Origin of the sequence: Nocardia yamanashiensis (assembly GCF_021183565.1) — a bacterium.
GTDB lineage: Bacteria > Actinomycetota > Actinomycetes > Mycobacteriales > Mycobacteriaceae > Nocardia > Nocardia yamanashiensis.
Map to the genome: position 1 here is coordinate 354197 of NZ_CP089226.1, position 25047 is coordinate 379243.

Below are 25047 nucleotides of genomic sequence, written 5' to 3' on the forward strand. Positions count from 1 at the left end.
GCTAAGCCGCCAGCTCCTTGAGCAGCTGGCGGCACAGCTGATCGGCGCGTCGCGTGGTCTCCGGCTGCCGGAACTCCGGCGTCAGCGAAAGCACCTGCGCGCACGCGGTTTCCAGATCGATGAGATGCCCGACCGACACGAACACCGGCTTGACCCCGGTCCGGGTGCGCAGTGCGCGCCCGACCGGATCGCCGTCGATGGTGATCTCCGAAGACGATCCGCGCTCGTCCCCGGGCGTCTCGTACCGCCCCCACGCGTTCTTGGCGACCCCGAACGTCGGCGTCTCGGTCACCAATCCCAGATGGCAGGCGAACCCGAACCGCCGCGGATGCGCCAGCCCCTGACTGTCGCAGACGAACAAATCGGGTGTGACGGTGAGCTTTTCGAGCGCCAGCAGCGTCGTCGGCAGTTCCCGGAAGCTCAGCAGCCCGGGCACGTACGGGAAATCGGTGCGCCCCCGCGCGGTCGCGATCTCCACGGTCTCGAGGGTCTCGGTGTCCAGCACCACGATGGCCGCCACCACATTGCCGTCCTCGTCATACGCCGAGTCAAGCCCCGCTACCGTGCGAAAATGCGGCGGCCGCGGATTGCTCGCCAGCACCCGCGAGCGCAGCCGATCCTGTAGCGCGATAGCCTCCTCGGGGCTGTCCGGCCACGGATCGGGATTCGCTACCTTCACATTTCGCTCCGTATACCTTCGCGCCATCTGCAACGAATAAGAACTGTAGGCCCCGGCCGGTTCCGGCCCGCGCACCCAGCACGGGTACCCTTGTCGCCGCCGTCACAGGGCGACCGGTATACGAGCGTCGGTAAGCTCGGGACCGGATGGGTGAGGACTTGACGAAAGAAGGCAACCGATCGTGAGCAGTGCCATCACATTGGGCATGCCGTCCGCACCGGCGGCTGTGCTCGCGCCGCGTCGTAAGACCCGTCAGCTGATGGTGGGCAATGTGGGCGTCGGCAGTGATTTCCCGGTGTCGGTGCAGTCGATGACGACCACCAAGACCCATGACGTGAACGCCACCCTGCAGCAGATCGCCGAACTCACCGCCTCGGGCTGTGACATCGTGCGCGTGGCCTGCCCGCGTCAGGAGGACGCGGACGCGCTGCCGATCATCGCCAAGAAGTCCGGCATCCCGGTCATCGCCGATATCCACTTCCAGCCGCGCTACATCTTCGCCGCCATCGACGCGGGATGCGCTGCGGTGCGGGTGAATCCGGGCAATATCAAGGAATTCGACGGCCGCGTCAAAGAGGTCGCCAAGGCGGCCGGCGCGGCGGGCATCCCGATCCGCATCGGCGTGAACGCGGGCTCGCTCGACAAGCGCATGATGGAGAAGTACGGCAAGGCCACCCCGGAGGCGCTGGTGGAGTCGGCGCTGTGGGAGGCGAGCCTGTTCGAGGAGCACGGCTTCGGCGATATCAAGATCTCGGTCAAGCACAACGACCCGGTGATCATGGTCGAGGCGTACCGCCAGCTGGCCGCGCAGTGCGACTACCCGCTGCACCTGGGCGTGACCGAGGCCGGTCCCGCCTTCCAGGGCACCATCAAGTCCGCGACCGCGTTCGGCGCGCTGCTCTCGCAGGGCATCGGCGACACCATCCGCGTCTCGCTGTCCGCGCCTCCGGCCGAGGAGGTGAAGGTCGGCGGTCAGATCCTGCAGTCGCTGAACCTGCGCCCGCGCAAGCTCGAGATCGTCTCCTGCCCGTCCTGCGGGCGCGCGCAGGTCGATGTGTACACCCTGGCCAACGAGGTCACCGCCGGTCTGGAAGGCATGGAAGTGCCGCTGCGGGTGGCCGTCATGGGCTGCGTCGTGAACGGTCCCGGCGAGGCCCGCGAGGCCGATCTGGGCGTGGCGTCCGGCAACGGCAAGGGGCAGATCTTCGTCAAGGGCGAGGTCATCAAGACCGTGCCCGAGCACCTCATCGTGGAGACGCTGATCGAGGAGGCCATGCGCCTCGCCGAGGAGATGGGCGAGGACACGCCCAGCGGAGCGCCGGTCGTCACCGCCGGATAAAACCTGGTCGGCATGTGGTCCGAGGCGATAGTGCGGCGCGTTTTCACTCTTTCTGGCAGGCTGTGAACGTGCGGAGTGTGCTGGAGCCGACTCGCCGGACCAAATCGTCCGGAACCCGTCAGCTCGCGAACCGCGATCTGACACATGTTTTGCGCGTGCTCGACACCGACCCGGTGGCGAGCTGCATGGTGGCCGCGCGCCTCCAGGAGTACGGGCTGGATGCGCGCGGCGTCTACGGCGAGCTGTGGAGCCGGGGCGGTCCGGAGGACTCGCTGTGCTTCTCGGGCGCCAATCTGGTGCCGTTGCGCGGCGGTCCGGAAGACCTGCGTGCCTTCGCCGATCGGGCCGTGCGCGGGGCGCGGGTGTGCTCGTCGGTGGTGGGCCGCCGCGAACTCGCGCTCCCGCTCTGGGAGTTGCTGACCGAGCACTGGGGTCAGCCGCGCGAGCTACGCGACGATCAACCGCTGCTGGCGCTGGAGAAGACCGCGGGCATCGCGCCCGATCTGAAGGTGCGCCGGGTGCGCCCGGAGGAGATCGACCGCTATCTGGTCGCCGCCGTCGCCATGTTCACCGAGGAGATCGGCGTCGATCCGCGCGCCGGGGACGGCGGGCGCAGTTACCGCCGCCGGGTCTCGAGCCTCATCGAATCCGGCCGCGCCTGGGCGCGATTCGAAGACGGTGAAGTGGTGTTCAAGGCCGAGGTCGGCGCCCTGTCCCGGCGCACCGGCCAGATCCAGGGCGTCTGGGTGCATCCCGAATATCGCGGCAAGGGCTTCGGCACCGCGGGCACGGCGGCCGTCGCGAACGTCGTGGTGGCCTCGGGCCGCACCGCCAGCCTGTACGTGAACTGCTACAACGAGGTCGCCCGCCGCGCCTATGACAAGGTCGGCTTCCAGCAGGTGGCGACCTTCGCGACGGTGCTGCTGGACTGACGCCGCGCCGGAACCGGCTGTGAGTTCGGCGTGAAATCCGTTCCGGCGCAGTGTGTCGCCGATGTTTGCCGGTAGTTGGCTCTACCATGTGTGCCGATGTCCACACGGGGTATGACCTTGCTGATCGCCGTCGCGATTTCGATAGCCGCGGCCGGGTGCGCCACCGGCCCCCAGGGCCCGGCGCAGGCCGCCGACGCTTTCGTCACCGCCTTCGCCGACCATGACGCCCAGGCGGCGGCCGACCTGACCAATCAGCCCGAAAAGGCCGCCCCCGCACTGAATTCCGCCTGGGAGAACCTGCAGGCCGAGAAACTGGTCGCGCACACCGGCGACGCCCGCGTCACCGGTGACACCGCCATCGTCGACTACAACTACGAATGGCATCTGCCCAAGGAACGGGTGTGGACCTACAAGGGCCAGCTGCAGATGGGCCGCAGCGACGGCAAATGGACGGTGCGCTGGAACTCGGCGAACATCCATCCGCAGCTGGGCAATACGCAGACCCTGCAACTGCGCTCCAATCCCGCCCCGCGCGCCCGCGTGAACGAGCGCTCCGGCAGCGATGTGCTGGTGCCGGGACCCATGTACCGGGTGACCTTCAAACGCGTCGCAGGGGCCGATACCGGCGCGGTGGCGCGGGCGCTGGCGGCGGCGCTGCAGCCCATCGACGAGAAGTTCACCGCGGACGCCATCTGGTCGGCGGTGCGCAAGGCCGACGGCCCGGTGACCATCGCCCAGCTCTCGGAATGGGAGTTCGGCCAGGTCGGTTCGGATCTGCTCGGGCTGGCCGGGGTGACCTACAACAAGGAATGGGACATGGTCCCCACCGATCGCCGCTTCGCGCCCGACCTGCTCACCCAGGTGCGCAAGACGGTGATCGACGAGGTGGACGGCAAGGCCGGCTGGAGCGTCGTCACCGTGAACTCCAACGGCGCGGATACCGACGTGCTGAAAGAGGTTGAGCCGCAGGCCTCCCCGTCGTTCTCGCTGAGCGTCGACCGCTTCGTGCAGAATGCCGCGCAGCGGGCCGTGGACCTGCGCCAGGAGCAGGCCATGATGGTGGTGATCCAGCCGTCCACGGGCGCCATCCTGGCCATCGCGCAGAACGCGGAGGCGGACAAGGACGGTCCGGTGGCGGCCTCGGGCATGTATCCGCCGGGTTCGACCTTCAAGACGGTGACCGCGGCGGCGGCCATCGCGAACGGGCTGGCCACCCCCGACACCGTGGTGCCGTGCCCGAGCCGGATCGTGGTGGGGGAGCGCACCATTCCGAACTACAACCTCTTCACCGTCGGTGACGTCCCGATGGCCACCGCCTACGAGCGCTCCTGCAATACCGCCTTCGCCAAGATCGCCTCCGAATTGGACGGCGCGGATCTGCGCACCGCCGCGGCGGCGCTGGGCATCGGCCCGGACTACACGATCGTGGGCCTGCCGACGGTGTCGGGTTCGGTGCCCGAGGACGACGATCTGGTGCAGCGCGCCGAGGACGGGATCGGCCAGGGCAAGGTGCTGGTGAGCCCGTTCGGGCTGGCGCTGGTGGCCGCGACGGTCGCCAATGGCGCTGTGCCGGTGCCGTTCCTGATCTCCGGCCATCCCACCAAGGTCGACGGCGATCGCCCGGCGCTGTCGCCGGAGGTGATCGACGGCCTGCGCATGATGATGCGCAAGGTGGTGCTGGGCGGCACCGCCGAACGCATCGCCGATCAGGGCGAGGTGTACGGCAAGACCGGGGAGGCCGAGGTGGACGGCGGTTCGCACTCGTGGTTCGTGGGCTACCGCGGCGATATGGCCTGGGCGACGCTGGTGGTGCGCGGGGGGAGTTCCGACAATGCGGTGGCGGTGACGCGGGATATGGTCACGGCATTACCGCCGGGGTACTGAGGGTCAGCGGTCGGCGGGGAACTGCGGGACGAAGGTCGATTCGCGCACGCAGGCCGCGGGTTGGATACCGCCGGTGAGGGATTCGTCGGAGACGTAGCGCTGCTGGGCCAGGGTCCGGGACGGCGGTCCGGCGCTGGACGCGTCGCCGAGGATCTCGGTGACGCCGGCGCCCGCGAGGATCATGCCCGCGGTGGTGAGTAGCAGTAGGGCCGAACGCTTCATATCCTGCTCCCTTGTTCGGGGATGACTCAGGAGACCCGAAAGGTCTGTTTCGGAGGACCAATGCTCATTAGGGTTGGCTGACTGTTTGCCGCCGGAAACAAACGGTAAACCGGGCCTCATGCCCCAGGCAAGGCCCGAGTGTGACCCCGCACACTCGTAGAACGAGAGTGGCGCAGGTCACAGCGGAATTCGGGCTCGAAAAAAAGAGACCGGTCAGTTCGACCGATGCAGGGTGGCGGCCAGGTGATGCTGCAGCGGCTGCTCCACCGCGGCCATGCGCAGCGTGTAGCCGAGGGTGTCCCCGGACAGGTCGAAGGTGCGGCCCAGTGCCGTAACCGATTTCGCGCTCGAGCTCAGGCCGATCGCGGTCGAGTCCAGTTCCAGGCGTAGATCCCCGCCCTCGGTGACCAGCCGCCCCTCGCAGATCTCGGTGATGCCGGTCGGATGCGCCAGGATCAGCTCCACCCGATCCCCGCCGATGGCCCGCAGATACCCGGTCTCGCTGTGCATGGGCCGGCTGCCGTCGGCGGCGCGGGTGCGCTGCCGGTAGGTCAGGAACGGCCGTCCGACGTGACCGAAATGCACTTCCTCCAGGTATTCGAAGGAGTCGATGGTCGGGTATTCGCCCTGCCCGCGCCCCTTCCAGGTGCCCAGCAGCGGGGCCAGATGAGCGATGTCGGGGTGGGGCGCGACGGCGGTTTCGGGTTCGAGCACGGCGGCCAGCTTAGTTCGCCGCCGGGCATCCGGCGGCGGGACGACGCGCCGTTGTCCCGGTATTTCCGGAAAGGGGGCTGGATCGGGGGTTTGTGATCTTCGGGTGGGGGCAAAGCGGGGAGTTCTGTGGTCAGCGGCGGCTCGCCCGGCGGTAGCCGTACGCGGCGGGCAGGGCGAAGACCGCGATCGCGCCGACCGACCACAGCACGGTGTGCACGAACGGTCCGGCGATCGGCCCGCCCTCGGCGAGCGCGCGCATGGTGTCGACGGTCACCGACATGGGCTGGTTGCGGACCACCGGCTGAATCCAGCTGGGATACGCGGCCAACGGCACGAATCCGGTGCTGAAGAACATGAGCAGCGAGGTCAGGATGGCGATGGCCTCCACCAGCGTGGACTTGGCGGTGAAGACGGCGATGGCGGTGACGATGGTCGCGAACGCCAGCCCGAACAGCACCGGCAGCCAGAGGAAGGCGAACGCGGCCAAGGGGCCCTGCTGGAACCGGAAGCCGAGCAGCATGCCGAAGCCGACAATGATCAGCGTTCCAGCGAATATCCGGCAACCTTCGGCGAGGATGCGGGCGGCCAGTCCGGAACCGCGGTGCACGGGCAGCACCCAGAACCGCGCGAGCAGTCCGGCATCGCGTTCCCGGCCCAGCATCACCCCGCTGGCCACCGTGCCCGAGAGCGCGCCGACCAGGGTGACCATCGGCACCGAACCGTAGAGGGCGCTGTGATGGGAGAACTTCTCGATCTGATTGCCCACCACGATGTCCAGCATGAGCAGCAGCAGGCACGGGACGATCAGCGTCTCGAGCAGCGTGATGGGATCGCGCACCCAGCGCAGCAGCAGCCGCTGGGTCTGGATCCAGGTGTGGCGCAGCAGGGCCGGGGCCGAGGCCTCGGGCATATCGATGGTGTCGGTGGGCGCGGTGGCGTCGAGGGTGGCCATGTCACGACCTCTTCATGTTCAGCCGGACGGTGAAATACAGCGACACCGCGATGATGGCGGCGCACCAGAGCAGCGGCGGGATCAGCACCGCGTCGGTGACCACGGTGAAGCGCGGCGGCTTGTCCCCGCCGAGCGCCCGTATCCCGTACGCGAATTGCGAGACCGGCTGATTGCGCACGAAAGCCTGCACCCAGTGCGGGAATTGCGAGGCCGGAGCGAGGCCGGTGGAGAGCATGCCGAGAATAAGCGGCGGCAGCACCAGCATCTGGGTGGTGGCCTCGGGGCTCTTGGTGACGGTGCCGATGACGTCCGCGCCGAGGCAGAACGCGATGCCGATCAGCATGCCCAGCGCCACGAAACCCACGGTGTGCGACCACGGTCCGTAGAAGCGGAAGCCGATGACGTGCACGCAGACCAGTGCCGTGATCATGGCGATGGTGAGCCGGAAGCCGTTGGCGGCCATGCGCGCCGCCGTCGGCACCAGCGGATGCATGGGCATGGCGTCGAAGCGGCGGTCCAGGCCGGACACCATATCGGTGGCCGCGCGGAACGCTGCGGAGATGGCGGTGAAGGCCGCGGCCTGCAGGATCACGATCGGGGCCATGAACTGCGCGTAGCTGCTGAATCCGGTGCCGGAGAACGACATCACGCGATTGAGCGGAATGTAGAAGCTCGCGGTGAACGAGATCGGCGCCAGGATCGAGGTGAGGATTTCGCCGGTGGTGATGGACGGCACGATGAGCCGCACCGTCAGCACCCACCACTGCTGCAAGGTGCCCGGGGCGGCGCGGGTGCTGGTGAGCCAGCCGCCCGGGGCGGTCGTGGCGGTCACGGCCGGACCTGCCCGTTGACCGGTTCCTTCTCGGTCATATGCCCGGTGAGGGTGAGGAACACGTCGTCGAGCGAGGGCCGCCGCAGGGCGATGTCGACCAGTTCCAGTCCGGCCCCGTCGAGCCGGCGCAGCGCCTCGGCCAGGGTCTTCGCGCCCTCGGGGGCCGGGATGGCGATGCGGTCCGAATCACCGGTCAGCGCTTCCCGATTGGCGGCCGGCAGCAGGTCGCCGAGCGCGGCCACGATGGTCGGCAGTTCCTCCATACGCAGCGGCACCACCTCGCAGTAGCTGCCGCCGGTGCGCGCCTTGAGTTCGTCGGCGGTGCCGTCGGCGATGACCACGCCCTGATCGATCACGATGATGCGGTCGCACAGCGCGTCCGCTTCCTCCAGGTACTGGGTGGTGAGCAGCGTGGTGATGCCGTGCTTGCGGAATCCGCCGACCAGATCCCAAACCCCTTGGCGGCTACGGGGATCCAGCCCGGTGGTGGGTTCGTCGAGGAACACCACCTCGGGCCGCACCACCAGCCCGCAGGCGATGTCGATGCGCCGGCGCATACCGCCGGAATAGGTGCCGACCCGTCGTCCCGCGGCCGCGGTGAGATCGAATTCGCCGATCAGTTCGTCGGCGCGGGTCTTGGCGGCGCGTTTGCGCAGCCCCATCAGCCGCCCGAACATGACCAGGTTCTCGTAGCCGCTCAGGGCGTCGTCGAGGGCGGCGAACTGCCCGGTCAGCATGATGCTGCGCCGCACCGCCGCCGCCTCGGAGGTGACGTCGTGTCCGGCCACCAGGGCGCGACCGGTATCGGGGGCGATCAGGGTGGACAGGATATTGACGGTGGTGGTCTTGCCCGCGCCGTTGGGCCCGAGAATGCCGAGCACCTCGCCGGGCGCGGCCTTGAAGGTGATGCCGCGCAAGGCCTGTACCGCACCGAAGGATTTCTCGACGCCTTCGACGACCACGCCGTCCACGCCGCTGCCGGGTTTCACTGTGTCTCTCCCAGATATTCGTCGAGGAGTGCGGCGATGGCCGCCAGCGCATCGGGCGCGGTGAGTTCCTCGTGGGTGGCTTCGATGTCGTGGCTGGTGATCTCGCCCGTGATCCAGGGGTGCCAGCCCTGCGGTCCGAAGATCTCCTGACGGTCCACGGTGGCGCTGAAATACAGTGCGTCACCGTGGTATACCGGCCGCTGGTAGCCGGTACGGGTGCGGGCGGACGCGTTGTAGGAGGCGGCCATGCGCTCCAGCGTGGTCGCGTCCACCAGGGATACGCCGCCCATGCGATCGCGGATCAGGTCGGCGGCCTCCTCGGCGGTGGCGTCCTCGGGCATATCGGTGATGCCGAAGACCGAGCCGAAGGTGGCGACGAACGAACCGGCGCTGAGCTTTTCGATGCTGTTGCCGTCGATATCGGTGCTGTCGGCGTCCAGCAGCACCAGCGCGCCCATGTCCGCGCCCTGCTCCTGCAGCTTGACCGCGACCGCGTGCGCGATGAGGCCGCCGAAGGACCAGCCGAGTACGTGATACGGGCCCTCGGGTTGCAGGCGGCGGATCTCGCGGACGTAGCGGTCGGCGAAGTCCTCGATGCTGTCGGCGTGCGCTTCGCCGGACAGGTCGGGAGCCTGCAGGCCGTAGACCGGACGCCCAGGACGCAGGTTCTCGGCGAAACCGAGGTAGGTCCAGGCGATTCCGGAGGAGGGGTGGATGCAGAACAGGGCGGGCTGATCGCCGCCGACCCGGATCGGCAGCACCACGTCCAGGCCGAGTCCGGGCGAGGAATCCGCCTGGGCGGCAGCGAGTTCCGCTTCCGCGGCGGCCCGGGCCCGCTCGGCCATGAACTCCGCCTCGGCGGCCGAGGCTTCCTGCGCCGCCGGTGACGCCGCGAAACTCGCTGCCGCGGTGAGGGTTTCCACCCACAGCCAGGCCAGCGCCGCCACATCACCGCGTCCCAGCAGGGTGCCGGGATAGGTGAAGGTGGCCTGCATGCGGTCGCCGACCACCACGGCATTGATCTCGACCTCGGCGGTCACCGGGACGTCCGGGCTCTCGGGGGCGTGCAGATCGCCGAGTTCGTCGGTGGGCAGCCAGCCCAGCCCCTCGAGTCCGGCGGGGATATCGGCGGCGGCATAGCGGCCCAGATAGTTGAACCCGATCCGCCCGGGCACCCGGTGCGGCAGTTGCGCGCCGGTCTCGGTGTTCAGGTAGCGCAGCAGCCCGTACCCGATGCCCTTGTCCGGTACATCGAGCAGTTGGTGCTTGACCGCGCGGATCACCTCGCCCATGCCGGGTCCGCCGACGCGCGCCGCCTCCAGATCGATGCCCGGCAGGTCCAGGCGCACCGGATACACGGTGGTGAACCAGCCGACGGTGCGGGACAGGTCCGCGCCCGGCACGATCTCCTGCTGTCGTCCATGTCCTTCCATACGGATCAGCACCGAATCGGGTTCGTCGCCGCTCGCCCCGCGCCAGCGCTGCACCGCCAGGGCCAGGGCCGCGAGCAGGGCGTCTTCCACGGTGCCGTCGAACAGGCCGGGCAGGGTGGTGAGCAGCGCCGTGGTGACCTCCTCGGGCACCGTGATGTCGATGGCCCGCACCCGGGCGGCGGTGTCGACGGCCGGATCGAGTTCGCGCGGGCCGATGGCCGGATCGGGGGTGGCGGCCACGGTGCGCCAATAGTCCAGCTCGGCCGTGCGCGCCGGGCTGTGCGCCTCCTCGTGCAGGGCGTGCGACCAGCGCCGCATCGAGGTGCCCGGTTCGGCGAGCACGGGATCGGCGCCGCCGGACAGCTGCGCCCAGGCCGCGATCAGATCGGGCACCAGGATGCGCCAGGAGACGCCGTCGATGACGAGATGGTGGGCGACCAGGATGAGCCGGCCGGTGCGCTGGGCGTCCACCGGGTCTAGCCACACCAGTTGCAGCATGACGCCCTCGGCCGGATCGAGGCGGTTGAGCGCCGAATCCAGTTCGGTGGCGGCGTATTCGCGCAGTTCGACGGTGCTGGCGGTGCTGAACTCGATGCGGTTGAGCACCTTGTCGACGTCGACGGTGCCGGGTTCGCCGGTGTGCAGCCGCCAGTCGCCGTCCTCCTGCCGCAGCCGCGCGCGCAGGATGTCGTGCCGGTCGACCACGGCGGTGACGGTGGCGACGATCTGCTCGCGGGTGATGCCGCGCGGCATCTCGAGTACCGCGGTCTGTGCGAACCGGCCGAAGTCGCCGCCGCGTTCGAGCATCCAGGACACGATCGGCGTGAGCGGGATGTCGCCGACGCCGCCGCCCGGGAGTTCTTCCAGCACAATGGCTTCCCCGGCGTCGTCGGCGAGGGCGGCCATGGCGGCGACGGTGCGATGTTCGAAGACCTGCATGGGGCTGAGTTCCAGGCCGTGCAGGCGGGCGCGGGACACCAGCTGGATGGCCAGGATGCTGTCGCCGCCGAGCGCGAAGAACGAATCGTGCACGCCGACGCGATCGCGGCCCAGCAGTTCGGCGACGATGGCCGCCAGGGCCTTCTCGGTCGGGGTTTGCGGGGCGCGGTAGTCGGTCTCGGCCTCGAACACCGGTTCCGGCAGGGCTTTCCGGTCCAGCTTGCCGACGGCATTGAGCGGTACGGCATCCAGTACGACGAACGCGGACGGGACCATATAGCCCGGCAGATTGTCGGCGGCGTGGGCGCGGACGGCGGCCATATCCAGTTCCCGTCCGTCCTCTGGCAGCAGGTAGGCGGCCAGCGCGGTGCCGCCGCCGGGTCCGGGAACACCGAGCGTGACAGCGAATTCCACGCCTTCGGCCCGGGCCAGCACCGCGTCGATCTCACCCAGTTCGATGCGCTGGCCGCGCACCTTCACCTGGAAGTCGGTGCGGCCCAGGTACTCCAGGGTCGGCAGATCGTGATCCCCGGTCCACCGCACCAGGTCGCCGGTGCGATACATCCGCTCGCCCGGTCCGCCGTACGGATTGGTGACGAACCGTGCGGCGGTCAGCGCGGCCCGCCGGTGATACCCGCGCGCCAGTGCCGGACCGGCCAGATACAGCTCGCCGGCGACGCCCATCGGCACCGGCCGCAACCGGTCGTCGAGGACCAGCGTCGCCGCCCCGCGAATCGGCCGCCCGATGGTGACCGGCTGTCCCGGCCGCAGCGGTGTGGAAGCCGTTGCCCAGATGGTGAATTCGGTGGGCCCGTACAGGTTCACCAGCATCCGTCCCGGAGCCCACTTCTCCACCAGCTCCGGACCGATCGCCTCACCGGCCACGGCCAGCACCCGCACACTGGTCACCGCGGCCGGATCCATGGTCGCCAGCGCCGACGGCGTGATCACCAGGTGCGTGACCTGGTGTGCCGCAATGAGATCCGACAGCGCCTCGCCACCGAACACGTCCGGCGGCGAAATCACCGCCGTCCCTCCGGCCCCGAACGCCATGAGCGCCTCGAACGCGGAAGCGTCGAAACTCGGCGAAGCCACCTGCAACACTCGCGAATTCGCATCCAGCCCCAGCAATTCCTGCTGCGCGGCGACCAGATCCGCGATCCCGGCATGCGATACCGACACGCCCTTCGGCATCCCGGTCGACCCGGACGTATAGATCAGCCACGCCGGATGTTCGGCCGCCGCGGTCCGTGGCCCGCGCATGCGCGGCCCATTCGGCCCGAGCCCGGATTGTCCGGTCCGCGTGACGAACTGCGGCGGCCGAGCGCCACCCAACGCCCGCGGCGCAGCCTGCGGCGGCCGCGGTCCCGACTGTGGTACCCGTGGCCCCGCTTGTGGTGCCCGTGGTTCTGGCTGTGCCCACCGGAACCCGCGCATCCCCGCGCGCGGTTCGAAATGCGGTGCCCGCGCACCGGACCCCGAGGGGCGAGGTCCGGTGCGCGGCGTCCCCGCCTGCGGCCGCATGGGCCGCGGCGGTGGGCCTGCGGGCGAATCGGGACCGAGGGGAGCGGACCCCCGCGGGTACGGCCGCGGCTCGGGGCGTGCGGAAGACTCTGGCATGTCGGGAGCGGACCCGCGGGGATCGGACTGTGGCCCCGCAGCCGGCTGCCCGCGCCGTCCCGCATCCGCCTGGGATTGCGCGCCTCCGGATTCCGGGGGCGAGTCCACCGGATGCGCATCCGCCGGTTGTGGTGACGCAGGTTGCGCATCGGGCCGGGCCGCAACCTGGGGCGATCGGAATTCCACGGACCGGGGTTGGTGGGCGGAATGCGGGCGGGGTTCGGGTTGGGTGTCGCGGCGTTCCGGCTGTTGGGTCCGGAGGGCCGGCGGCGGGGTGAGGGACTTCTTGTCGTCGAGGACCAGCCAGGTGACGGCGTCGGGCAGGGCCGCGCGGTGGGCGCCGACGGTCAGGCCCAGCAGGGCGCCGGAGTCGGAGAGCATGTGTTCGATGCGATCCTGTGGGTAGCGGGGATCGACGGGGACGAAGGCGGCGCCGACCTTGGCGGTGGCCCAGATGGCGGTGATCAGTTCGACGCTGCGGGAGAGGGCCAGTGCGACAACGGTTTCCGGGCCTGCTCCGGCGGCGGTGAGGTGGCGTGCGAGGCGGGCGGAGTCGGCGTCCAGGCGGCGGTAGGACAGGCTGCGGCCCGCGGCGATGACGGCGGTGTGGTCGGGTCGGGTCGCGGCAGCTTCCTTGAGGACATCCGCGAGGGTGCGGGTGCCGGTGCTGCGCGGGCCGCGGCGCGGGACCAGTGCGGCGCGTTCGGAGTCCTCGAGGAGGTCGATATCGGAGATCCGGATGTCCGGGTTCGCGGTGATCGCGGTGAGGATCCGCCGCCACCTGGTGAGCAGCAGGGCGGCTGTGGATTCGTCGAACAGGTCCACCGCGTAGGTGAGGGTGCCGTCCAGGCCGGTCGTCTCGCCGGGGGCGGGTTCGCGCAGGTCGAAGGTCAGGTCGAATTGTGAGGCGTCGCGCACGATCGGCTCGACCTCCACCCGCAGGCCGGGGAATTCGAGCACCGGCGCCGTGAAGTTCTGCAGCGACAACGACACCTGGAACAGCGGATGGTGCGCGGTCGAACGCGGCGGATCCAGCACCTGAACGAGGCGCTCGAACGGCACGTCCGCATTGGCGAACGCGTCGAGGTCGGTGGTGCGCACGCCGGTCAGGAACTCCCGGAAACCCAGACTCGGGTCCACGGTCGTCCGCAGCGCCAGGGTGTTGACGAACATGCCGACCATCTCGTCCAGCGCCGCGTCCCCGCGCCCGGACATGGCGGTGCCCACCAGCACATCCGGCGATCCGGACAGCCGCGCCAGCAGCACGGCGAGCGCGGCGTGCACGACCATGAACAAGCTGCTCTCGGTCCGCGCCGCCAAGGCGCCCAGCGCCCCGTGCATCTCGCTGTCGATCCCGAACGCCAGATCCGCGCTCCGCATGGTCTGCACGGCCGGCCGCGGCCGGTCGGCGGGCAGCTCCAGTGCGTCAGGGGTGCCGGCCAGCCGTTCGGACCAGTACCGAACCTGCTGCGCGGCAGCCGAATCAGCGTCCCGATCATCGCCCAGCAGCTCGCGCTGCCACAGCGAGTAATCGGAGTACTGCACCCGCAGCTCCGGCCGCACCGACTCGACCCCGGCGGTCCGCGCCAGATACGCCCCGACCAGATCGGCGGCTAGCGGCGCCATGGACGCACCATCGGCACTGATGTGATGCACCACGAGCACAACTACGTGCACGTCGTCCCCGCCCGAACCGTTCTCGGCCGTAATGGAATTCAGCCGACGCCGCTCGAATTCGCTCATGACCGACGCCCCGGGCGGGTTGTCGGCGGCGTGAGCGTCCGAACGAGACGCACTCGCACCAACCGTTTCCGGAGTGGCCGACCGGCCGAGACCCACCGCCTTACCCGGACTTGCCGCGCCGCGCCCAGCAGGCGCAGATGTGACGCCGGTGGAACCACGGAAATCGGCTGATTTGCCGGTGGAACGTGATCCCGCCTGGCCTGATGCCCGCCGCGATCCGAAATCGATGGTGGGTTCTGCCGCGCTGTCGGCAGCGTCGCGAGCAGGACCGGCAGCAGGTCCGATGGGGTCCGTGCCGTGTCGGGCGGAGTCGGGACAGCGTCCGCTGGAATCGGTTGTGTCCTTGGCGGATTGTGCCCGTCCGGCTCCGCGCGGCGACCCGAAATCGACCGTGGCATCCGCCTCGTCGTCGGCCGGGCCGCGCCGCGTGAAGCCCGGAGCGCGTCCACCGGCATCCGCCGGAGATCCGGCACGGGGCGTGGGATCGGCGGTGTCGCGAGCGGTGCGCTTGCCGGTTCGCCGGGCCGCCGCCGCGCGTTCCATCTCGGTGCGGGCGAACGACGCCGTGGCGGCCGCCCGATCCGCTTCGCTGAGCGCGAGTTTCACGGTGGACGATTCGGGGACGGCCGACGGCCGGACCTTGCCGCCGGGTGGCGGCGGGGGCGGCAGCATATCGACGAAGGTGCCCGGCTGGAGCGTCGCGTCCGGATCGTCGGCCGGAACATCGTGGGGTACAGCCGGTTCGGTCGATTCGACGATGCGCAGCAGGCCGACCCGGAGCGGGGATTCGCGGGTGAGGTCGAAGCCGGCGCCGGTGAGTTCCTCGATGCGTTCGCGCAGCGGGGCGCCGTCTTCGGTATCCAGCACTCGCAGATCGGGGATCGCCGCCTCGGCATTGAGCACGACCTGGCGCGGGCCTTCGGCATCGGCCGGGTAGATGGTGCGCAGGGTTTCGTGCCGGGCCACCACATCGGCGATGGCGAGGCGGAGGGCTTCGAGATCCAGTGCGCCGGTGAGGCGCAGGGCCGCGGTGATGTTGTATGCCGCCGAGCTGGGGTCCATGCGGTTGAGGACCCACATGCGCTGCTGGGCGGGGGAGAGGGGGACGCGATCGGGGCGGATGCGGGGTGCGAGGGCCGGACGGCCGGGCAGGTCACCGGCGGGGGTGATGCGCGCCGAGAGTTGCGCGACCGTCGGCGCGTCGAACAGGTCACGCAGGGCGATGGTCGCGCCGAGCGCGGCATTCACGCGCGCGACCACCTTGGTGGCGCTGAGCGAGTTGCCGCCCAGTTCGAAGAACGAGCGGTCGATGCTGACCTGGTCGGTGCCGAGGATTTCGGCGAACACCCCGGCCACCGCGGTCTCCACCGCGCTGCGCGGCGCGAGATAACGCTCCTGCAGGCTGCTGAAATCCGGTGGGGTAAGCGCGTTCCGGTCGAGTTTGCCGACCGGCGTCAGCGGGACGTCCTCGAGTTCGATGATGTAGCTGGGCACCATGTAACCGGGCAGCGCCCCCGCTACCCGGGTGCGCAGCAGTTCGGTATCGAGGTGCTCTCCGGCGACCGGCACCACGTAGGACACCAGCACGGTCTGCCCGCCGGGTCCCGGGCAGCCCAGGGTGGCGGCGTATTCGACCTGCTCATCGGCCGCGAGTACAGCGTCGATCTCCCCGAGTTCGATCCGCAACCCGCGGATCTTGACCTGGAAGTCGCTGCGCCCCTGGTATTCCAGCTCCAGCCGGGTCTCGTCACCGCTCTTGGTCTCGACCCAGCGCACCATATCGCCGGTGCGATACATGCGCGTCCCAGGCGCCCCGTACGGATTGGTCACGAAACGTGTTGCGGTGAGCGCGAATCGGTTGAAGTATCCGCGTGCCAGCGCCGGCCCCGCCAGATACAGCTCACCGGTGATACCCACCGGCACCGGCCGCAGCCAGGTGTCGAGCACCATGGCCTGCGCACCGCGAATCGGCGCGCCGATGGTGATCGGTTCCCCGGACCGCAGTTCGCCCGGCCCGGTCGCCCAGATGCTGAATTCCGTTGGCCCGTACAGGTTCACCATGCGCCGGTCCGGCGACCACGCCGCCACCAGTTCCGGTCCGGCCGCTTCGCCCGCGACCGCCAGATTGCGCAGATACGGCAGCCCGGCCGGGTTCATGGTGGCCAGCACCGACGGCGTGATCACCGCGTGCGTGACCCGCTGTTCGCGTAGCAGTGCTTCGAGTTCGCTGCCGCCGTACACATCCGGCGGCGAGATGACCAGCCGCCCGCCCATCGCATGCGCCATCAGCAGTTCGTGCACCGAGGCGTCGAAACTGGGCGAAGCCACCTGCAAAGGGCTGGAGGTCTCGTTCAGATCGAGCGCGGTCTCCTGCGAGGAGATCAGGTTCGCGATCCCGCGATGACTGAGCAGCACCGCCTTCGGCTTGCCGGTCGACCCGGAGGTGTAGATGAGATACGCGGTCTGGCTCAGGTCGATCGGCCCGCCGCGTTCGGCATCGGTGATCGGCGCGTCCGACACCGTCATGACCCGCCGGATGGTGTTCAGATCGTCCAGCAGCAGCCAGTCGATGGTGCCCGGCAGCGATTCGCCGACCGCGCACACCGTCACCCCGATCGGCGCCTGCGAATCGGTGAGAATGTGCTCGATGCGCTCCACCGGATAGTTCGGATCCAGCGGCAGGAACGCCGCACCGGTCTTGGCCAGCGCCCACACCGCCACCACCGATTCCACCGACCGGGTCAGCGCCAGCACCACGAATACCTCGCGGCCGACGCCGCGGCTCAGCAGCAGTCGCGCGAACCGGTTGGACCAGGCGTCGAGGTCGCGGTAGCTCATGCTGAGCGCACCGGAGCTGATGGCGATGGCGTCCGGGTTCACGCTCGCCCCGGCGGCCAGGATCTGCGGCAGGGTGCGCATGGGCACCGGGTCGCCGCCGCGCACCGGCAGCAGCGAACGCCGCTCGGACGGTTCGCAATGCTGCAGGTGGGCCACCCGGCGGTTCGGGTGTTCGGCGATCTGGTCGAGCAGGAACACGAAACGTTCCAGCAGCCGCCGCGCCGCCGCCTCGGGCAGCTGATCGGCCATGAATTTCACGCTGATCTGCAAGCTCTCGGCGCCGTCGGCGTCGCGCTGCGGGATCACCATGAGGTTGAGCGGGTACGGGGTGGCGTCGGTGCCGCTCACGTCCAGGATCCGCATGCCGGCGATATCCATTGCCCGCGAGAGGGTTTCGCGGTCGATGGGATAGGACTCGAACACGGTGAGCGTGTCGAAGAGCTCCGGCAGGCCCACCGCCTGGTGAATGGCGGCCAGCCCGACATGCTGATGGTCCAGCAGCCGCGCCTGCTCGCCCTGCACCCGGGCCAGCAGTTCGGATACGCGCTCACCGGGATCCAGCCGCACCCGCACCGGCAGGGTGTTGATGAACAGGCCCACCATTTCCTCGACGCCGGTCAGCTGCGGCGGGCGGCCGGAGACGGTGCCGCCGAACACCACGTCGGTGCGGCCGGTGAGCATGGTGAGCAGCAGCGCCCACGCGGCTTGCACACCGGTATTGACGGTCGCGCCCGCCGCGCGCACGGCCGCTTCGAGGCGGGTCAGGTGCGCGGTGCTGAAATCGGCTGTCACCATGCCGGATTCGGTGGAGGTGAGACCGGCCAGCGTGGGGATCGCGCGGGTGGGCGAGTCCACTCCGGCGAGGGCTGCGGTCCAGGCGGCGATCGATGCCGCATCGTCCTGTTCACCCAGCCAGGCCAGGAATTCCCGATAGGAATGCGCCGGCGCGGAACCGATCTCGTGCCCGGTGACGGCGGCGAGATATCCGGACAGCAACTCGCGCACCACCAGCGGCGTGGACCAGCCGTCCAGCACCAGATGGTGATTGGTCATGAGCAGCGTGTAGGTGTCCGCGCCGGAGCGGATGAGCGTGAACCGCAGCAGTGGCGGACGGGCCAGATCGAAGCGGGTGCCGCCGTCGACCGCGACCAGGCGCTCCAGTTCCCGCTGCCGTTCCGCGGCTTCCGGGATCTGGCTCAGGTCGAGTTCCTGCCACGGGATCTCGGCCGATCCGAGCACCAATTGCCGTGGCCCGTCCGAGGTTTCGGTGAACGCGACCCGCAGCACCTCGTGCCGGTCCAGCAGGGCTTGGGCGGCGGCCCGCAGCCGGGGCGCGTCCACCCGGCCGGCCAGCGACAGCCGGGTCTGCACCGTGTAACCGTCGGCGGTGTCGTTGTCGTAGCGGGCATGGAACAGCAGCCCGTATTGCAGCGGTGACAGCGGCCAGATGTCGGCCAGCGACGGGTAATCCCGCTCCCAGCCGTCGATCTGCGCTTGCCGCACCGGGACCAGCGCGAAATCGGACGGGGTATGCCCGCCCGCCTCGGCCGACCGGGCGTGGGTGACGAGCGCGGTCAGCGCCTGCGCCCAGAGCGCGGCGAACTCCCGCACCCGATCCTCGGTGAACAGCCGCGAGGCGTACGCCCAGGTGACCTCGAGCCCGGCATCGGTGAGGAAGGCGTTGATGTCGACGGCCGCGGCCAGGGGCGCGCGATCGTCATTGGTGGCGGTGAACCGTGCGGGCAGCCAAGGCGTTTCGGTGCCCTCGCCGCCGGTCCCGGTCCGCCCCAGATAGTTGAAGCTCAATTGCGGGGTGGGCGTGTGCCCGAGGCCGGAATCCGGGTCGAGATATCGCAGCATCCCGTACCCGACGCCCTTGTCCGGAATCTCCCGCAGCTGTTCCTTGACCGCCTTCAATGCCGCCCCGGCCGCCGCGCCGCCCCGGAACGCCTCATCGAGATCGATGCCGCCGAGGTCGAGGGCCACCGGATACACGCTGGTGAACCAGCCGGCCGTGCGTGAGACGTCCGCCCCGGGGAGCAGCGCTTCCTCGCGCCCGTGGCCTTCCAGGGTGAGCAGCGTGCGCGCCGTGCCCCGCAACCGTGCCGTGGCCATGGCCAGCGCGGTCAGCAGTGCGTCGTCCACGCCGCAGTGGAACCGCTCCGGGATGAGTTCCAAAGCCGCCGAGGCTGTTTCGGTGTGGATGACGGTCCTGGTCTGCCCCATGGTGGCGACGGTGTCCCGCCGCGGATCCAGCGGATAGGTGTCCAACGGCGGATCCGGCGTCGCCGAAATCCGCTGCCACAAAGCGATTTCGCCCCTCCGCTCCGCGACCTGCTCGGCCTGCCCGTGCGCCCACCGCCGGAACGAGGTCCCCACCGGCGGCAACTCGCCTCCGGCCCAGGCGGTAGCCAGATCCGGCAGCAGAATCCGCCAGGTGATTCCGTCGGTCACCAGGTGATGCAGCACCACCCACAGCAACGGCCCCGCCCCGTCCCGCTCCACCAGCACGAACCGCGCCATCACCCGCCCCGCCGGATCCAGTCGATCCGCCGCCCACTGCAACTCCGCCTCCACATCGGAGTCACCCGCCATCCGCACGACCTCGACCAGGTCCTCCGCCCGTACCGAGCCCACCGCTCCGACGGTCCACTCCCAGCCGCGGTCCGCGTCGATACCCGCAGATGTCGCTGCCGGGCCGAACGCCCCGACCATGCCCGCCGCGCGCCGGCCGGGGGCGGCGTCGTACCCGGCACCCGGCGCGGTCGTCGCGGACGGTCCCGTTTCCGGCCGGAAGTCCGCCCCGGCCGCGGCGGCAGGGCCGATCTCGGCGTCCTTCTCGCGGCCTGCGGTCTGCCCGGCCGCTGTCCCGGCGGTCTGCTTTTGGCCGGAACCCATGCCCTGTGCACCGCGAACCAGTTTGCTGCGCAACACATCGTGCCGGTCCAGCAGCGCCTGTACCGCAGGAACCAACCGGTCGCGATCCACAGCCGCCGGGAGCGGAATCAAGGCCGCCTGCGCATACCGCCGCCAGGTGGGCCCGTGCTCGAGCATGGCGTGCACCACCGGCGTCAGCGGAATCGGCCCGATTCCGCCGCCCGGCAATTCGTACACCTGCGGCCCGGTCGCATCCGTGGCCACCGCCGCCAGCGCGGCAACGGTCTTGTGCTCGAACACATCCCGCGCTCGCAACCCCAACCCGGCAGTCTTGGCCCGCGCCACCAACTGAATGGCGACGATGCTGTCCCCGCCGAGCGCGAAGAAATTGTCGTCCGCGCCGACCGCTTCCACGCCCAGCACCTCGGCAAACACGCGCGCCAAGAGCTGCTCCCGCTCGGTCACCGGCATTCGCCCGGTCGTGGCGCGGGCGGTGAAATCCGGCTCCGGCAACGCCCGCCGGTCCACCTTGCCCGCCGGAGTCAGCGGCAGCGAGTCCAGCACCATGACGACACTCGGCACCATATGCGCCGGAAGCTGCCGTGCGACAGTGGCTTTCACTGCTTCGGGGTCGATCGACGCCGAAGTGAGAGCGGCCGGAACAGCCGATCGGCTCTCCGCGCCGCCGGGTGTTGCCGGTGGCTCGACCGCGTCGGTCGTCGGCATCGGGGCCGAATCAGCGGCTGCGTCGGGTGCCGCTGTCGTTCCCGGCGCATCGAATTCGGCTGCATCCGGTCCCGCGAGTACGTAGGTCACCAGGGCGGTCGCGCCGCCCGGAGTGGTCGCGCCGACGGTGATGGCCACCTGGACGCCGGGGTGGCGGGCGACGGCGGCGTCCACTTCGCCGAGTTCGATGCGGAAGCCGCGGACCTTGACCTGGGTGTCGCTGCGGCCGCCGAACTCCAGTTCCCACTGGCTGTTGCGACGCACCCAGCGGACCAGATCGCCGGTGCGGTAGAGCCTTTCGCCCGCTGCGAAGGGGTTCGCGACGAAGCGTTCGGCGGTGAAGCCGATGCGCTGGTGATAGCCGCGGGCCAGGCCGTCGCCGCCGAGATACAGTTCGCCGGTCACGCCCGGCGGTACCGGGCGGAGCCAGGGATCGAGGACCACGGCGCGCGCACCGCGGGACGGGCCGCCGATGGTGATCCGGTCACCGGGTGCGAGCGGAGCGCTCAGCGTGGCTGTGACGGTGGTTTCGGTGGGGCCGTAACCGTTGAGGACGGTGCGGCCGGCCCAGCGGACGGGGAGTTCGGGCGGGCAGGCGTCGCCGCCGACCACCACCGTGCCGAGGCGGGGGAGGGTGTCGGGGTCCAGGGAGCCCGCTACGGCGGGGGTCACGTTCAGGTGGGTGACCTCGAGGGTGCGCAGTACCCGGGCCAGTTCGTCGCCCGCGTAGGCGGCGGGCGGCACCACCGCGACCGTCGCGCCGACCGCGAACGCGATCAGCAATTCCTCCACGGAAATGTCGAAACTCGGCGAAACGGCGTGCGCGACAACGGCGTCGGAGCCGACGCCGAACGCCGCCCCGGAGCCGGTGGCGAGGTTGGCCAGGCCGCGATGGGTCACGCCGACGCCCTTGGGCAGGCCGGTGGAACCCGAGGTGTAGATCAGGTAGGCGAGCTGGCCGAGGTGGACCGGCGTGATCCGGTCGGCGTCGGTGACCGGAGCGGGGCTCGCGGCGTCGAGCTGCCGCTGGGTATCCGGATCGTCGAGCACCAGCCATTGCACCCGGTCCGGCAGCGCCGCCCGCGATCCGGCGACCGTCACGCCCGCGACCACGCCGCTGTCGGCGATCATGTGCTCGATCCGGTCCGTCGGATAGCCGGGATCGATCGGCACGAATGCCGCACCGGTCTGCGCCACGGCCCAGGTCGCCAGCACCGACTCGGCGGAGCGGGGGATCGAAATCGCCACCGGCCGTTCGGGTCCCGCGCCGGAGGCGATCAGCACCCGGGCGAGCCGATGGCAGTATTCGCTCAGTTCCCGATAGGTGTACGCCTCCCCGTCCGCACGCAAGGCAATGGCCGAGGGCGCGTGCAGCGCTCCGGCCGTGAGGATCTCGGGCAGCGTACGAGGCTGCGCCGGGCTTCGCCCGTAGGCGGGCACCAGCTCGGCCCGTTCACCTTCCGACACCGCCGCCACCCCGGTCAGCGGTCCGTCCAGGCCCGCCGCCAGGAATCGGTGCAGGAAGTCCAGGAACCGCGCGTGCAATGCCGTCAGCTCGGCGTCGCCGTAGCGGTTCGGGTTGGCCTGGAAGTCGATGTGGGTGCGTTCGCCGCCGACGCCGGGATACACATTGACGAACAGGTCGTCGATCAATCCCGAGGTCAGCACGTTCAGCCGCCCGGTCACCTCGCCCAGGCGGATGCGGGTGTCGGCCAGCATGAGGTTGACGGTCGGCCCGAACCCGGCCATCTCGTCCATCGCCCAGCCGAGATCGCGGACGATGTCCTCCTGCCGGTACCGCTGCCGGCGCAGCGCCGCGGTCAGCTCGTTCTGGGTGGCCCGGATCAGCATGCCGACCGTGGCGGTGGGCATGGGGTGCAGGCGCAGCGGCACCACATTGGCCACCATGCCGCCCGAACGGCGCAGGGTGGCGGTGGTGCGGCCGGACACCGGCAGGCTCAGCACGATCTCGCCGCTGCCGGTCATGGCGCCGACGAACGCGCCGAACGCGGCCACGATGATCGGCGCGGCGCTGGTGGACAGTTCGGCGGCCACCGCGTCCAGCAGGGCGGCCGTCGCGTCGGGCAGCGCGCCCGAGAGCAGCCGCGGATGCGCGTCCACCGCACCGGTGCGCCGGCCCAGGAACGCCGGCTCGGCCATCCCCCGCAGATGCTCGCGCCAGTACTGCCGGTCCGCCGCCAGCTTGTCCGAATCCCGGTATGCCGCATCGGCTTCCACGATGTGCTCGAGCGGCTGCGCCTTGCCTTCCGGGATCTGCTCGTCGCGCGCGGCCGCGTTGTAGATCTCCCCGGTGCGCTGCAGCATGGTCAGCGCGCCCACGCCGTCGAGCAGGATGTGGTGGAACCGCGAATACCACCACCAGCGGTCGGCCCCGAGCCGCAGCATGGCGACCTTGCACAACCGGTCCCGCGTCATATCCAGCGGCGCGGTGTACTCGGTGCGCATCCAGGCCCGCGCCGCCGCCTCCGGATCGGCCTCGGACCGGAAGTCCACGGTGTCGATGCGATCGTCGAGGCTGGTGTCCACGAGTTGCCAAGGCAGCTCGTCGATTTCGAGCAGCCTCAGATATCCGGTGCCGAACTCGCGCCCGGCCCGGCGCGCGGCGTCGGCGAGCAGTTCGATGTCCACCGCCCCGTCGAACTCGACGTACTGGGCGATGGAAATCGGGGTCTCACCGGCCAGATGCTGCGCGAACCAGATGCCGCGTTGCGCCGCGGACAGGGCGAAGGCCGACGTGGGGGAGCTGGAAGCCATGTAACGTCCTGCGTGCTGGGGATATCGGGCGGGTCAGGAAGCCATCCGCGCCGTATGGAGCTCCGCGTCGGTGAGCGGTGCGTCGGAGCCGGTGAGGTACTGCAGCAGGGTCGAGCGCTCGTCCAGCACCAGCCAGTGGCTCGCATCGGTCAACCGGTCGCGGCCCGCCTTGGTGGTGATGCCGAAATCGACTCGCGCGGAGGTGGTTTCGGACAGCAGCGGCACGGGGGTGGCGCCGGTTTTGGTGATCGCCAGCCGGGAGACGACGGCCTCCAGTTGCGGCGTGTCGGCGATCGCGACCCGGGTGCCGGGGCGGGCTCCGAGCACCAGCAGCATGCGGGCCAGGCGATTGCTCCAGCGGTCGAGCTCGGCGTAGGTGAGGGCGCAGTCGGGAGCGGTGGCGGCCACGTCGGCCGGACCGGTCTGATGTGCAGCAGGTGACGCGCTGCCCCGCAGCGGAACGAGGGTGGCGGCGGTGGAGGTAACCGGCTTGCACATCGAACATCATCCTCTCGGAAGTGCGGCTTTGTGGTGCTGTTCGGGATGTATTCCACTGTCGCCGCATTCGGTTCACCTCGACAGCGACCTCAGTGCTGCCGATCTCCGATCCGAGGGTGAGGGTTTGCCCACCTAGGGTGGGTGGATGATCATTTGTCCAGTTCGATCATGGTGGCGTCGATCATTTCCAGGGAGTCGCGGGGGCTGAGCGCCATGGCGCGGAGTTGGTCGAACATGACGCCGTAGCGGCGGACCTCGGGGTGGCCCTCGATCAGCTCGTCATTGGCGATGCCCTCGACGTAGACCAGTTCCGGGTCGGCCGGATCGGGGAAGTCGAGCAGGGTGAAGGAGCCCAGCATGCCCGGGTGCGCGCCGGCGTCGAAGGGCAGGATCTGCAGGATCACGTTCCGCTTCTCGGTCTCGTCGCGTAAGCGCTGCAACTGTTCCCGCATGATCTCGCGGCCGCCCACGTTGCGGCGGATGACGGCTTCGTCCAGCACCACCCACAGTTCCAGGGCGTCCTCCTTGGTGAGCACCTTGGAGCGCTGCACGCGGGCCTGAATCCGTTGCTCGCGAACCTGTTCCGAGATTTTCGGCATGGTGGTCTCGTAGACGGCGTTGGCGTACGGCTCGGTCTGCAGCAGGCCGGGGATGAAGGTGGACTGGAAGAACCGGGCCGAGAGCGCCTCGGCTTCGAAGTTGATGTACGCGCCGTAGACCTCCGACACGGCGTCCTCGAAGGAGCGCGCCATGCCGGGGCGGAGCGCATCCACCAGCAACTGCAAGGCATCTGAACGTTGCGGCTCGCCGATGCCGTAGAGATCCAGCATGGCCGTGAGGGTTCGGCGCTGTGGCCTGGCCTGGGCCGTCTCGATCCGGTACAGGGTGGTGACATTGATCCCGGTTTTGGCGCTGACCACCTCTTTGCTGAGGTTGGCGCTCTCCCGCATCTCGTGCAGCATCGCCGCGAGGCGGCGCAAACGGACGGTGAGCACAGTGCGCTTGCCTGCCATGACATCCCTTTCGCTTGGCGCACTTGCTAGAACGCAGTATTG

The 25047-nt window shown here is 69.7% G+C and carries 12 protein-coding genes; 3 read left to right on the forward strand and 9 right to left on the reverse strand.

The genetic code is table 11. The features are described 5' to 3' along the window. Position 1: 1 nt before the first annotated feature. Positions 2-679: an endonuclease V gene (locus tag LTV02_RS01715; protein WP_233037412.1), complete on the reverse strand. Its 678-nt coding sequence runs from the start codon at positions 677-679 to the stop codon at positions 2-4. Between the two features lie 205 nt (positions 680-884). Between LTV02_RS01715 and ispG the strand changes: the two genes are divergently transcribed. The 3 genes from ispG (at position 885) to LTV02_RS01730 (ending at position 4834) form a co-directional block, all read left to right on the forward strand. Then, positions 885-2018: a flavodoxin-dependent (E)-4-hydroxy-3-methylbut-2-enyl-diphosphate synthase gene (gene ispG, locus LTV02_RS01720; RefSeq protein WP_408639382.1), complete on the forward strand. Its 1134-nt coding sequence runs from the start codon at positions 885-887 to the stop codon at positions 2016-2018. 68 nt (positions 2019-2086) lie between these two features. Then, a complete protein-coding gene (locus LTV02_RS01725) occupies positions 2087-2950 on the forward strand; it encodes a GNAT family N-acetyltransferase (RefSeq protein ID WP_233037416.1) in 864 nt (287 codons plus the stop codon). Positions 2951-3046: 96 nt separating this feature from the next. Then, the gene (locus LTV02_RS01730) at positions 3047-4834 is read left to right on the forward strand and encodes a penicillin-binding transpeptidase domain-containing protein (RefSeq protein ID WP_233037426.1); all 1788 of its coding nucleotides are present in this window, start codon (positions 3047-3049) and stop codon (positions 4832-4834) included. 3 nt (positions 4835-4837) lie between these two features. Here LTV02_RS01730 and LTV02_RS01735 read toward each other — a convergent pair whose 3' ends face one another. The 8 genes from LTV02_RS01735 to LTV02_RS01770 form a co-directional block, all read right to left on the reverse strand. Continuing rightward, entirely contained in the window at positions 4838-5056 is a 219-nt protein-coding gene (locus LTV02_RS01735; protein ID WP_067711405.1) for a hypothetical protein, read from the reverse strand. A 213-nt stretch (positions 5057-5269) separates the two neighbouring features. Then, entirely contained in the window at positions 5270-5779 is a 510-nt protein-coding gene (locus tag LTV02_RS01740; RefSeq protein WP_067711616.1) for a peroxynitrite isomerase, read from the reverse strand. A gap of 121 nt (positions 5780-5900) precedes the next feature. Continuing rightward, positions 5901-6722 (reverse strand): ABC transporter permease, encoded by an 822-nt coding sequence (locus tag LTV02_RS01745; protein WP_408639325.1) that lies wholly within the window; start codon positions 6720-6722, stop codon positions 5901-5903. A gap of 1 nt (position 6723) precedes the next feature. After that, on the reverse strand, positions 6724-7554 hold the full coding sequence (locus tag LTV02_RS01750; RefSeq protein ID WP_233037428.1) for an ABC transporter permease: 831 nt from the start codon (positions 7552-7554) through the stop codon (positions 6724-6726). Next, a complete protein-coding gene (locus LTV02_RS01755) occupies positions 7551-8543 on the reverse strand; it encodes an ATP-binding cassette domain-containing protein (RefSeq protein ID WP_233037430.1) in 993 nt (330 codons plus the stop codon). Before LTV02_RS01755 ends, LTV02_RS01750 begins: the two co-directional genes overlap by 4 nt. Continuing rightward, complete coding sequence (locus tag LTV02_RS01760) at positions 8540-23494, reverse strand: non-ribosomal peptide synthetase (RefSeq protein ID WP_233037432.1); 14955 nt, start codon at positions 23492-23494, stop codon at positions 8540-8542. The genes LTV02_RS01755 and LTV02_RS01760 overlap by 4 nt, the downstream gene beginning before the upstream one ends. A 33-nt stretch (positions 23495-23527) precedes the next feature. Beyond that, entirely contained in the window at positions 23528-23992 is a 465-nt protein-coding gene (locus tag LTV02_RS01765) for an AMP-binding protein (RefSeq protein ID WP_067721936.1), read from the reverse strand. A 149-nt stretch (positions 23993-24141) separates the two neighbouring features. Further along, the gene (locus LTV02_RS01770; RefSeq protein ID WP_067721935.1) at positions 24142-25005 is read right to left on the reverse strand and encodes a helix-turn-helix domain-containing protein; all 864 of its coding nucleotides are present in this window, start codon (positions 25003-25005) and stop codon (positions 24142-24144) included. Positions 25006-25047 lie beyond the last annotated feature (42 nt).